This window comes from Kribbella hippodromi (genome assembly GCF_039531045.1).
GTDB classification, from domain to species: Bacteria; Actinomycetota; Actinomycetes; order Propionibacteriales; family Kribbellaceae; genus Kribbella; species Kribbella hippodromi.
In genome coordinates this window covers 252,616-264,403 of sequence record NZ_BAAAPH010000001.1, presented here as the reverse complement: position 1 = coordinate 264,403, position 11,788 = coordinate 252,616, and the positions used below count along the sequence as shown (strand labels likewise).

Sequence of the window (11,788 nt, the reverse complement as noted above, 5' to 3'; positions counted from 1 at the left end):
CGCCTTTCGGGTGACCAGGGACCGACGGAAAGACGGCACACGTTTTCCGGTGTTGACAACGTAGGACTGGAAGCGGTCTTGGTCAAGATCAAAGCGCAGGTCACCAGGGTTATCCGGGGCTTGCTGCTAAGCTGCGCCCGACGAGCGGAAGGAAACGAATGATGCGGTCAGCAGTGCGGATGGTCGACGTCGCCGCGCTGGCCGGTGTGTCCGCCGGGACGGCGTCGAAGGCACTGAACAACACCGGTCAGCTGAGCCAGGACACCCGCGACCGCGTCCTCCGCGCCGCCGCACAGCTCGGCTTCACCCCGGACGCCCGCGGCCGCGCCCTCTCCTCCGGCCGGACCTACACCGTCGCGCTGCTGACCAGCGACAGCACCGGCCGGTTCAGCATCCCGATCATGCGCGGCGTCGAGGACGTACTGAGCGCGGGCGAGCTCGCGACCGTCCTCTGCGACACCCGCGACGATCCGCTCCGCGAGCGGACCTACCTGCGGTCCCTGGTCGCGCGCGGGGTGGACGGCATCGTCGTCACCGGGCGCCGGACCGATCTGCGGCCGCCGATCGATGTGCCGCTGCCAGTCGTGTACGCGCTGGCGGCCTCGACCGATCCGGCCGACGGGTCCGTCATCATCGACGATGCGGGCGGCGCGACCGCGGCGATCAAGCATCTGCTGGCTCTCGGCCGCACGCGCATCGCGCACATCACCGGCCCGTCCGACCACCGGTCCGCGGCTGAACGCGCGCAGGCGGCCGTCACCACCGCCGGCGACGCGCTCTGCGGCGACCCGCTGTTCGGCGAGTGGAGCGAACGCTGGGGCCGTCAAGCCACCGACCTAGTGCTGCGGCAGCGCCCCGACGCGATCAGCTGTGGCAGCGACCAGATCGCGCGCGGCGTCTGCGACCGCCTTCGCGAGCTCGGCCACTCGGTCCCCGAAGAGATCGCGGTGACCGGCTTCGACAACTGGCCGGTGATGGCCCTCGCCAGCCGACCACCTCTCACCACGGTGGACCTCGGCCTGGAAGACCTCGGCCGCCGCGCCGCCAGTCTGCTCCTGGAGTCGATCGCCGGCACACCACATCACGGCGTACTCGAACTCCCGACCCACCTGATCACCCGCGAGTCGACGCTAGGGTCCTGACTGCCGACGCTCTTCTCGTCGCGGGCGTGACGCCCAGCGGTAGGTGTACGCGATCGCTGCCACCGCTGGAATCCCGAAGATTGCCGCGGCGATCTCCCGGCCGAACACGAGTAGCAGCAGCCCAGCCAGTACGAACGGCACCGCCAGCCACACCGCCCCGATGAACGCGGCCCACCGCCACTTCGACGACGACCGCGCCACCGGCTGGTACAGCGAGGACACCGGCAGGCCCGCGAGGATCGGCTGCAGATCCGCGTGCGTGAGCGCCTGGTGTACGAGGTCCACGCGCCGATGCAGCTCGTCCTCGTCCAGCCGCCCGACCGCGAACTGCTCCGACAACTCGTCCGTGACCACGCGCCGGTCCTCATCGGTGAGCCGTACTTGAGCGAGCCGACGCCGGGCAGCCGCGATCCGGGCCTCCTGGCCGGCCGCAGCCGCCAGGCCCATCAGCTCCCCCGCCTTGCCCGGCCGCCGCTCAACCATCCGTCACCTCACTCCTCCCCACCGAGTGTGCCAGACGACCGAACCCATTCCCCCAACCCCGACCGCGCCACCCGCACCGCCCGCCCCAAACCGGTTTGGGGAGTCGCGCCCTCCCAAACCAGGCAGCAAACCACCCCGGTCGCCTTGAAAAACCGCCCCAAACCGGTTTGGGGCGGCTCTTGGTGAACGTCAGGCGTTGAGGACCGCCGGGAGTGTCGCCGTCCAGGCCGCCCGGAGCTCCGTCAGCGGCACCTCGAACTGGTCCTGCACGTCGAGGGTGTCACCGGTGATGACGCCGATCTTGGCGTGCGGGAAGCGGCGGGCGGTGCACATGTCGGTGAACCGCACCTCCTCCGTCCGCGGCACCGCGACGACCACGCGTCCCGTCGACTCGGCGAACAGGAACAGGAACGGGTCCAGCCCGTCCGGCGCCCACACCCGCGCGCCGACGCCACCGCGCAGCGCCGACTCGACCAGCGTCTGCGCGACGCCGCCGTCGCTGACGTCGTGCGCCGCGTCGATCAGGCCGTCGCGGGAGGCGTTGATCAGGATGTCCGCGAGCTGCTGCTCGGCCGCCAGATCGACCGCCGGCGGGCGGCCGCCGAGGTGACCGTGGACGACGTGCGCCCACTCGGACCCGGACAGCTCCTCCTCGGTCGCACCGAGCAGGTACAGCTGGTGGCCCTCCATCTCGGGCGTGAACCCGATCGGCGTCCGCCGGGTCACGTCGTCGATCACACCCAGCACGCCGATCACCGGGGTCGGCAGGATCGGCGTGTCACCGGTCTGGTTGTAGAACGACACGTTCCCACCGGTGACCGGGATACCGAGCTCCTTGCAGGCGTCGACCAGACCACGGATGGCCTCGGTGAACTGCCACATCACCGCCGGGTCCTCGGGCGAGCCGAAGTTCAGGCAGTCGGTGACCGCGACCGGCCGGGCGCCGGTGGTCGCGACGTTCCGGTACGACTCCGCCAGCGCGAGCTTCGCACCCGTGTACGGGTCCAGCTTGGCGAACCGCCCGTTGCAGTCGGTCGACACCGCGACGCCGAGGCCGCTGGTCTCGTCGACCCGGATCATCCCGCTGTCCTCGGGCTGCGCGAGCACCGAGTTGCCGAGCACGTACCGGTCGTACTGGTCGGTGACCCAGGACTTGTCGCACAGGTTCGGCGAGGCGATCAGCCGCAGCAGGGTGTCCCGCAGCTCCGCGCCGTTGCTTGCCCGCGGCAACTTCTCGGCGGCGTCCGCCTGCAGCTCGTCCTGCCAGTCCGGGCGCGCGTACGGACGCTCGTACACCGGGCCTTCGTGCGCGACGGTCCGCGGCGGCACGTCCACCACCCGCTCGCCGTGCCAGTCGATCTCCAGCCGGCCGGTGCCGGTGACCTCGCCGATCACGTCCGCCTGGACGTCCCACTTCGCGCAGATCTTCAGGAACGCCTCGACGTTGTCCGGCGTGACGACCGCCATCATCCGTTCCTGCGACTCGCTCATCAGGATCTCTTCCGGCGCGAGCGACGCGTCCCGCAGCGGCACCTTGTCCAGGGACACGTGCATGCCGCCGTCACCGGCGCTGGCCAGCTCCGAGGTCGCGCAGGACAGGCCGGCGCCGCCGAGGTCCTGGATACCCTCGACCACGCGCGCCTGGAACAGCTCGAGCGTGCACTCGATCAGCAGCTTCTCCATGAACGGGTCGCCCACCTGGACGGCCGGCCGCTTGGTCGGGCCGCCGTCGGCGAACGTCTCCGAGGCCAGCACGGACACGCCGCCGATGCCGTCGCCGCCGGTCTTCGCGCCGTACAGGATGATCTGGTTGCCGAGGCCGGTCGCGTTCGCGAGGTGCAGGTCCTCGTGCCGCATCACGCCGACGCAGAGCGCGTTCACCAGCGGGTTCCCGGCGTACGTCGGGTCGAAGACGACCTCGCCGCCGATGTTCGGCAGACCGAGGCTGTTGCCGTACCCCCCGACGCCGGAGACGATCCCGGGCAGCACCCGCTTGGTGTCCGGCGCGTCCAGCGGGCCGAACCGCAGCGGGTCCATCACCGCGACCGGGCGGGCGCCCATCGCGAGGATGTCGCGGACGATGCCGCCGACCCCGGTGGCCGCGCCCTGGTACGGCTCGACGTACGAGGGGTGGTTGTGCGACTCGACCTTGAAGGTGACCGCGTACCCCTCGCCGATGTCGATCACGCCGGCGTTCTCGCCGATCCCGGCCAGCATCTTCCCGGCCGGTGTCTCCTGCGGGATCTCACCGAACTTGCGCAGGTGCACCTTGGACGACTTGTACGAGCAGTGCTCGCTCCACATCACCGAGTACATGGCCAGCTCGCAGCTGGTCGGGCGCCGGCCGAGGATGTCCCGGATCCGCTGGTACTCGTCCGGCTTCAGTCCGAGCTCAGCCCAGGGCTGCTCGACGTCCGGCGTGTTACCGGCAACTGACACGGTGTCTGTCGACATCAGGACTCCTGCACTAGGTGGGGCTCAGGTGAAACGGTAGCTGGCTGGTGGGAGGCCAGGAGATGGGCCACCAGCAACGGAACGGCGAAACCGAGCATGATCGCGGGCAGGGCGATACCGGCGTCGTTGAGGAGCATGCCGGCCAGACCGCACAAGGACAGGGCCAGCAGGGTCGGCCGGACCATCTGGTGGCTCGAGTAGAAGTCGCGGTAAGCCTTGGAGGGCACGCGGTCCGGCCAGACCGTGGCGACCATGCAGAACACCACGGCAAGCAGCATCAGCCAGCCGGCCGGTCCGCTGAAGAACTGCACCGCCATCTGCAGCTTGCGGATGAACACGTCGCTGACATCACCGTCGAGCACCCGCGCGAAGAACGTACCGAAGTGGGTCCGCTGGTCCGGTGGGCGCCGGTAGTCGAGGTACGAGACCCCCGCCACCAGCAGTACGACACCGACGCCGGCTCCGATCAGTACGCGCAGATAGAGGCGGTCTCGCCACGTCAGCCAGGCCATCAACAGGACCGCGGGTGTGAGCGCGAGGAGGCCGCCGAAGTCGGTCCCCCAGCCGGGCTTGCCGTCCACGATGATCGCGGCGCCACCGATGACCAGTACGGCAACCGCGGCCTGGAGCCTGCTCTTGCCATACAACTTCTGCGCGGCCCACGCGGCTGTGACCAGTCCCCCGACCGCCAGTGCCGCGAACGTCGAGTTGCCGAAGCCGTAGAACCGTCCACCGATCACCGGGCCGTCGGCGAACAGGCTGCCGAGCTGCATCGGCGTACCGAGCACTCCGTCGATCAGCAAGAGCAGGTACGCGGCCAAGGCCAGCCCGAAGTACGCGTACTTCTTCAGCAGGACCTGTGCGATCACTGCGGAAAGCACGCTGATGCCGATGGTCACCGCGTACAAGGAGAACGCGGGAGACGGCCAGCGCCACCAGACTGTTGCCTGGGCCAAGAAGGCGGCGATGAAGAAGCCGCCCTGCACCAGCAGCGTGAAGATGGTGACCCGACGCGACAGTGGGCTGCGCCGGAGCAGGAACCACAACAGCGCGAGTACCTCAGCGCCGACGATGGTCAGGGCCACAGCGAACAGCACTGGTCGCGGCTGCTCGAACCGCTGGTTCGCATCCAACCGGTCGTCGATAACGGCTGCTGCGCTGGTGTGGCGATCACCGGTGGAACGGATCTCACTACCGTCGAGTGGGCCGGCCTTCTCCGGGCCGGCCGGGTCGACAGTCGCAGCAGTGCGGCCGCGGAGGATGGTCGCGGTGATGTCGGTCAACTGGATCAGTCCAGGCCGACGGGTGCTGTCACTGGTCAACCAGCGCGGTCCGTCGTCCGGAGGGAGCTGCATTACGACCAGCGTCTGCTTGTGGTCGTTCGTCGTCACCTGGCTGATGCCGGTCAGCAGTACCCAGCCGTCGGCGGCCCGCACCTGTTTGACCAGCTCAGCGACCTTCTGCAGCGCTTCCGGCCGGCCCTCGCGCAGCGGCAGTGCACCGGCGTCGACAATCGCGTCACCGCACTCAGGGCTCGCCAGCTTCGCCTGGTCGAACTGCGGCTGCCAGTTGGACACTGAGCCGTCTGTACGCGCCAGGGCGACCGCTGCACCCGGACCGAACCCGCACATCGGGTAACCGGTCTGACCCAGGCGGCCGATCGGTGCGCCGGTGTGGTGCTCGGCCTGCCGGTCCACGTAGGTCTGCCAGCCGGTGACCTTGCCGTCACTCACTGCGGGCAGGTCACCGCATGGCTGGTTGGGGTCACTGCCCCAAGCGCGAGTACCGGCGCCGATGGTCAGCCAGCCGTCGATCGGGCAGGTGTGCGGTCCGGCCGTCTTCACGGAGATCGAGCCGACGCTGGACTGGTCCACCAGCGCAGTCAGCTCGGGGGACGCCTTCACATCGCCCCACGTCAACCCGGGTACGCCGATCACCACGACCTTGGCCAGCAGACCCGCCGGGCTCGCCGGACTGGCAGGGCTGGTCGGACTGGTGGGCGGCTTTGTGGCCGGTGCGGCACTTGCCTGGAGTGATCCAGTGGCCGCGGCCACGACCGCGGCCACCACTGCGGCAGCACAGACCGACCACCTCATCAGGAGGCGACGACGGCCTTCAGCACCGAGGTGAAGAAGCCCAGGCCGTCCGTGGTCGGGCCGGTCAGTGTCTCGACGGCGTGCTCCGGGTGCGGCATCAGACCGACCACGTTGCCGCGCTCGTTGGTGATACCGGCGATGTCGCGGTACGAACCGTTCGGGTTCTGGTCCAGGTACCGGGCGACGACCCGGCCCTCGCCCTCCAGGCGGTCCAGGGTCGCGTCGTCCGCCACGTACGAGCCGTCCTGGTTCTTCAGGACGATGGTGATCTCGTGGTTGGCGTCGTAGTCGCTGGTCCACGCCGTGCGGTTGTTCTCGATCCGCAGCGGCTGGTCCTTGCAGATGAACTTGCGGTGGTGGTTCTTGATCAGCGCACCGGGCAGCAGGTGCGACTCACACAGCACCTGGAAGCCGTTGCAGATCCCCAGCACCGGCAGGCCCTCGCCGGCCTTCTTGATGATGGTGTCCATCACCGGGGCGAACCGGGAGATCGCGCCGGCCCGCAGGTAGTCACCGTACGAGAAGCCGCCGGGCAGGACGACCGCGTCCACGCCCCGCAGGTCCGCGTCACCGTGCCAGAGCGCGACCGCCTCGGCACCGGCGACGGCAGCCGCGCGGCGGGCGTCGGCGTCGTCCAGCGAACCCGGGAAGGTGACGACCCCGATCTTCACTGCTCGTCCTCGACATGCAGCGTGTAGTCCTCGATCACCGGGTTGGCCAGCAGGGTGTCCGCGGCCTTCCGGATCTCGGCGACGCGCTCCTCGGTCGCCGCACCGTCCAGGGTGATCTCGAAGCGCTTTCCCTGCCGGACGTCGGCCACGCCGTCGAAGCCGAGCCGGCCGAACGCGCCGTGCACCGCCTTGCCCTGCGGGTCGAGGATCTCGGGCTTGAGCATGACGTCGACGACAACGCGAGCCACTGATTACTCCAGAGTTCGTTCCGGGGTGACGCCTGAATTCTAGCGACGGCGGCCGAGAACACCGCATCGTGGGGCTATTCACTCAGTATATACACACAGTGTATAGTCCTTTCCCATGGCCACTGCGGAGCTCGTTCTCGGACTGCTGTCCGCCGGACCGGCACACGGGTACGACGTCAAGCGCGGCCACGACGCCTGGTTCCCGGACAGCCGGCCGCTCGCGTTCGGGCAGGTGTACACGACGCTCGGCCGGCTGGAGCGGGACGGACTCGTCGAAGTGGTCGAGAAGACCTCCGGCGGCGGCCCGGACCGCACGGTGTACGCCCTGACCGGAAAAGGCCGCGACCACCTCTCCGACTGGCTGAACGACCCGGTGGCTCCGGCCTGGGGCAGCGCCGACGAAATGCTGCGCAAGCTCGTGGCCGCGATCCGCACCGGCAAGGACGCGGCCGGCTTCCTGGCCCGGCAACGCGCCAGCCACCTGCGCCGGATCCGCCAGTTGCGCGAGACGCCGGCCGAGGACGATCCGACCTCGCCACTGGTCCGCGAGTACATCGTGGCCCATCTCGATGCTGACCTCCGATGGCTGGACAGCGCTCTTGACCACATCTCCGAGCAGGAGCGGACTCTTTGATGAATGCGGCACTCCAACTCGACTCCGTCGAGTACTCGTACCGACGGAACACCGCTCTGCGCGGAGTGAGTCTGCGGCTCGAGCCCGGCGAGGTAGTCGCGGTGACGGGCGCGAGCGGGTGCGGCAAGTCCACTCTGTTGCACTGTGCGGCAGGCATCCTCACTCCGGGCGCGGGGCAGGTTCGCGTGGCCGGACAGGACCTCGCTGAGCTGCCCGAAGACCAAAGGGCACGACTGCGGCGTACGCAGATCGGCGTCGTGCTCCAGTTCGGTCAACTGGTGCCTGACCTGCCATTGATCGACAACGTCGCGCTACCACTGCTGCTGGACGGGCATGACCGCACTGACGCACACAACTCGGCCATGGGCTGGCTGGAGCAGGTGGGGATCGCGGACGACGCCCATACGGTTCCAGCTGAGCTGTCCGGCGGTCAGACGCAGCGCGCCGCGGTTGCGCGCGCACTGGTCACCGACCCGGCCGTCGTACTCGCGGATGAGCCGACCGGCAGCTTGGACAGCCGCTCCGGCCAGGAGTTGCTCGACGTACTGCTTCAGGCTGCCCGGTATCGCGGGGCCGCGCTCCTGCTCGTCACGCACGACAACCTGGTCGCCGCATCGGCGGACCGCGAGGTCCGGTTGCGCGACGGCCTGGTCCAGCACGTGGTTGCGTTCTGATGACGCCCAAGACGCTGGTACTACTGGCGCGGTCCCGGACGCCCGCGGATCGCGGTCGCGTCCGGCTGGCCACCGCGGCGTTCGCACTCAGCGGAGCCCTCCTGATCAACGCTCTGCACGTCGCTCGCCTCGGCGGAGGCGAGCTCAGCAGGCAGGTACACAGCGCGTACATCGCGCAGAGCGGACTCCGGCCGGGCCTGATCGCGGTGCTTGTCGTGCTGGCACTCTCCACGGCCGGACTCGCGGTCCAGGCACTGCGCCTGGGTACGGCGGCCCGCGAACGCCGACTCGCCGCACTCCGGCTCGCCGGCGCCTCCAGCAGGCAGGTCAGGCAGCTGTCCGTGACAGACACGGCCATGGCCGGCCTGGCCGGCGGACTGCTTGCCGGACCGGTCTATCTGCTGCTCAGCCTGGTCTTCGCCGCACTGCCACAGGTGACCCGCGTCTTCCCCGGCTTGGAGCTTCTGGACGCCGCGCTGTGGGCTCCAGTGGTTGCGACGACGACGGCAGTCGCCGCGTTGACCGGGAGCCTGCTCCATCACGTCGGCCCTGGGCCGCACCAACCACAGTCGAGGACACGGTGGCGTAGCAGTCTCGTCGCCGGCCCGTTCTTGATCGTGCTCGGACTGCTGAGCTCGACGTACCTGGGGCTGCTCGCCTCGCCGATCACGCTGGCCGGGATCGCGGTGCTCGCCGGGATCTCTACCCGGCGATGGATCCGCGCGGTAGGAAGGTGGCTGCAACGGTCCGGCGATCCCGCCAACCTGTTGACCGGTGTCCGGCTCACCAACGCCGAACGATCCGCTACCCGGATGTGCGTGCTGCTGGGCCTCGGCGGCTTCGTGATCGGCGCACTCGCCGATGCGATCGTCAGCATGCTCGCGGACAACCAGTACGCGGCCGATGCGACTTTCTACGCCACCGGGTACGGCCTGGCCATCACCGGGATGCTCCTGATCACCCTGACCGTACTCGCCACCATCATCGTCGGCGTCGCGGACCAGTTGGTCGATCAGCGCCGCCAGCTGGCCGGCCTGACCGCGCTCGGCGTCGACCTGCCGTTCCTGCGCCGGGTGATCCGCCGCCAACTGACAGTGGTGGCCGCACCGGCACTGTCAGTTGGCCTGCTGCTCGGAGTGGTGACCGGTATGAGCCGGATGACCGTCGGCATTACCAGTCAGCTCGGGCTCACCAAGCTGCTCGTCGCGGTCGCACTCAGCGCCCTCGGCTGGCTGATCGGCCACCTCGGCGGCGCCGCTGCCTGCTACCTGCTCCGCAACCAGCTACGGGACGCCCTCGCCCCGGAGAACTTGAGGGCTGCCTGATGACCTCGATCAGCCTCACAGCCCGGCCTGACCAGCTCCTGGGCATCCCCAACCGCATCACACTGGTCCGCACCGTCGCGGCGATGACAGTCGCCACCGTCGCCTTCCACACCGGAGAGCTCAGGTGGTTGCTGGCCGGTTACGCCGCGTACTGGATCGGCGACATTCTCGACGGAGCAGTGGCCAGGGCTCGTGGCGAGGAGTCCCTGTCCGGTGCGGTGCTCGACGTCGTCTGTGACCGGGCCTGCGCCTTCTTGCTCGCGGCCGCGTTCATGGCCACGTTCCCGTCGACCATCGGGCCGCTGGCGATCTACTTGGTGCAGTTCGGCGTACTGGACACCATGCTGACGCTGTCGTTCCTGCTGTGGCCCTGGACGCTCAGCCCGAACTACTTCTACAAGGTGGACCGCCCGATCTACCTGTGGAACTGGTCCAAACCGGCCAAGGCGCTGAACACCGCCGCGGTCGTGATCTCGCTGGTCGTAGCCCATCAGGCCGGCGCCCTGTGGACGCTGCCGTACGCGGTGGCGATCGCCGCCTGCCTGGTGAAGGTCGTCTCGGCGTATCGGCTGATCGAGATCCTCTGTGACCGCCGGCCCGCGGCGCCGGCCCTACCGGAGGGGGTGGACCCTGGTCCCGCCCGGAAGTAGACCTGAGTTCCCTGGCATCGGCCATGATCGCGCTTAGCCTCGATGACATGTGGGCGTGGCAACTGGTACTCGCGGTGGGCTTCGGTATCGGCTCAGCCGTGATACCGGTGATGAACGCCGAGGCGTACGTCCTCGGGGTCGGTGTCTCCGGTGCGCTCGACCCGGTGGTGGCGGCGATCGGGGTGTCGATCGGCCAGACCATCGGCAAGGTGGCGATGTTCCTGGCCGTGCGCTATCGCCCCGGCTATGCCGATCGGAAGTCGAAAGAGCCCAAACCGGTCAACCTCGACACCCGCTGGGGTCGCTTCGTCCAGTGGAACCGGGGCGTCAGCAAGCGGCTCCTGGACGCGATGAGCGACAGCCGCTGGGGTGCCCCGGTGACGTTGCTCAGCGCCTTCATCGGCATCCCGCCGCTGTACGGGGTGGCGCTGATCGGTGGTGCGTCCCGGATGAAGACAGTCGTCTTCACCCTGTCCGTACTGGTTGGGCGTTGTGCCCGCTTCGTACTGCTCGCGCTTGGGGTGAGTGGGTTCTAGAACTTCCGGCCGGTCAGTTGCTCGTACGCGCCGATGTACGCCGACCTGGTGCGCTCGATCACCTCGTCGGACAGCGGCGGCGGGGCCTCGCCGGACGCGCGATCCCAGCCCGACTCGAACTGCAGCCAGTCGCGGACGATCTGCTTGTCGTACGACGGCTGCTGCTTCCCCGGCGCCCACTGCTCAGCCGGCCAGAACCGGCTCGAGTCGGGCGTCAGCACCTCATCGGCCAGTACGAGCGTCCCGTCGGCGCGGGCACCGAACTCGAACTTGGTGTCCGCGAGGATGATCCCGCGCTGCTCGGCCATCGCCCGGGCAGTCGTGTACACGTCGAGCGTGGTGTCGCGCAGCGCGGCGGCCGTCTCGGCGCCGACAGTCGCGACCACCGCCTCGTACGAGACGTTCTCGTCGTGCTCACCGAGCTCCGCCTTGGTCGCCGGGGTGAAGATCGGTGTCTCCAGCCGCGAACCCTCGACCAGGCCGCTCGGCAACGGGATGCCGCAGACGGCGCCGGTCGCGTTGTAGTCGAGCAGGCCGGAGCCGCTCAAGTACCCGCGGGCGACGCACTCGACCGGGTACATCTCCAGCTTCTCGCAGACCACGGCGCGGCCCGCGACCTCGGCGGGGACGTCGGTGGAGATGATGTGGTTCGGCACGTCGAGCTGCTCGAACCACCACAGGCTCATCGCGGTCAGCACCTTCCCCTTGTCGGGGATCGGCGTCTCCAGAATCCAGTCGAACGCGCTCATCCGGTCGCTCGCGACCATCAACAGGTCGCCGGACTCCAGTTCGTACAGGTCCCGGACCTTGCCGGAGTGGATGTGCTTCGCGCCCGCAATCTCCGGCGCCTGCGGCTGAGTGGTCACGACCCGGAT

The 11,788-nt window shown here is 69.0% G+C and carries 12 protein-coding genes; 6 read left to right on the top strand and 6 right to left on the bottom strand.

Going from position 1 to position 11,788, the window contains the following annotated elements; translation table 11 throughout:
• The first annotated feature begins 161 nt into the window (after positions 1 to 161).
• Positions 162 to 1,142: a LacI family DNA-binding transcriptional regulator gene (locus tag ABD260_RS01235; protein WP_344231406.1), complete on the top strand. Its 981-nt coding sequence runs from the start codon at positions 162 to 164 to the stop codon at positions 1,140 to 1,142.
• Here ABD260_RS01235 and ABD260_RS01230 read toward each other — a convergent pair.
• From ABD260_RS01230 to purS, 5 genes are all read right to left on the bottom strand, one after another.
• Positions 1,131 to 1,625: a DUF1707 SHOCT-like domain-containing protein gene (locus tag ABD260_RS01230; RefSeq protein ID WP_344231405.1), complete on the bottom strand. Its 495-nt coding sequence runs from the start codon at positions 1,623 to 1,625 to the stop codon at positions 1,131 to 1,133. The genes ABD260_RS01235 and ABD260_RS01230 overlap by 12 nt on opposite strands.
• A gap of 189 nt (positions 1,626 to 1,814) precedes the next feature.
• Positions 1,815 to 4,079, bottom strand: a complete 2,265-nt coding sequence (gene purL / locus ABD260_RS01225; protein ID WP_344231404.1) for a phosphoribosylformylglycinamidine synthase subunit PurL — start codon at positions 4,077 to 4,079, stop codon at positions 1,815 to 1,817.
• Positions 4,079 to 6,133, bottom strand: coding sequence for a hypothetical protein (locus ABD260_RS01220; protein ID WP_344231403.1), 2,055 nt, complete (start codon positions 6,131 to 6,133; stop codon positions 4,079 to 4,081). The genes purL and ABD260_RS01220 overlap by 1 nt, the downstream gene beginning before the upstream one ends.
• Before the next feature lie 41 nt (positions 6,134 to 6,174).
• Entirely contained in the window at positions 6,175 to 6,846 is a 672-nt protein-coding gene (purQ, locus tag ABD260_RS01215; RefSeq protein ID WP_344231402.1) for a phosphoribosylformylglycinamidine synthase subunit PurQ, read from the bottom strand.
• On the bottom strand, positions 6,843 to 7,094 hold the full coding sequence (gene purS, locus ABD260_RS01210) for a phosphoribosylformylglycinamidine synthase subunit PurS (RefSeq protein WP_344231401.1): 252 nt from the start codon (positions 7,092 to 7,094) through the stop codon (positions 6,843 to 6,845). The genes purQ and purS overlap by 4 nt, the downstream gene beginning before the upstream one ends.
• Before the next feature lie 115 nt (positions 7,095 to 7,209).
• Here purS and ABD260_RS01205 point away from each other — a divergent pair, with 115 nt between their 5' ends.
• Genes ABD260_RS01205 through ABD260_RS01185 form a run of 5 tightly spaced genes read left to right on the top strand, consistent with a single transcriptional unit; the run spans position 7,210 to position 10,913 of the window.
• On the top strand, positions 7,210 to 7,728 hold the full coding sequence (locus ABD260_RS01205) for a PadR family transcriptional regulator (protein ID WP_344231400.1): 519 nt from the start codon (positions 7,210 to 7,212) through the stop codon (positions 7,726 to 7,728).
• Positions 7,728 to 8,402, top strand: a complete 675-nt coding sequence (locus ABD260_RS01200; RefSeq protein WP_344231399.1) for an ABC transporter ATP-binding protein — start codon at positions 7,728 to 7,730, stop codon at positions 8,400 to 8,402. Before ABD260_RS01205 ends, ABD260_RS01200 begins: the two co-directional genes overlap by 1 nt.
• Positions 8,402 to 9,727 (top strand): hypothetical protein, encoded by a 1,326-nt coding sequence (locus tag ABD260_RS01195; RefSeq protein WP_344231398.1) that lies wholly within the window; start codon positions 8,402 to 8,404, stop codon positions 9,725 to 9,727. Before ABD260_RS01200 ends, ABD260_RS01195 begins: the two co-directional genes overlap by 1 nt.
• Entirely contained in the window at positions 9,727 to 10,377 is a 651-nt protein-coding gene (locus tag ABD260_RS01190) for a CDP-alcohol phosphatidyltransferase family protein (protein WP_344231396.1), read from the top strand. Before ABD260_RS01195 ends, ABD260_RS01190 begins: the two co-directional genes overlap by 1 nt.
• Before the next feature lie 23 nt (positions 10,378 to 10,400).
• Positions 10,401 to 10,913 (top strand): hypothetical protein, encoded by a 513-nt coding sequence (locus tag ABD260_RS01185; protein ID WP_344231394.1) that lies wholly within the window; start codon positions 10,401 to 10,403, stop codon positions 10,911 to 10,913.
• Here the strand turns inward: ABD260_RS01185 and ABD260_RS01180 are convergent.
• Complete coding sequence (locus ABD260_RS01180; protein ID WP_344231393.1) at positions 10,910 to 11,779, bottom strand: phosphoribosylaminoimidazolesuccinocarboxamide synthase; 870 nt, start codon at positions 11,777 to 11,779, stop codon at positions 10,910 to 10,912. The two genes, ABD260_RS01185 and ABD260_RS01180, sit on opposite strands and share 4 nt — an antisense overlap.
• Positions 11,780 to 11,788: the final 9 nt, after the last annotated feature.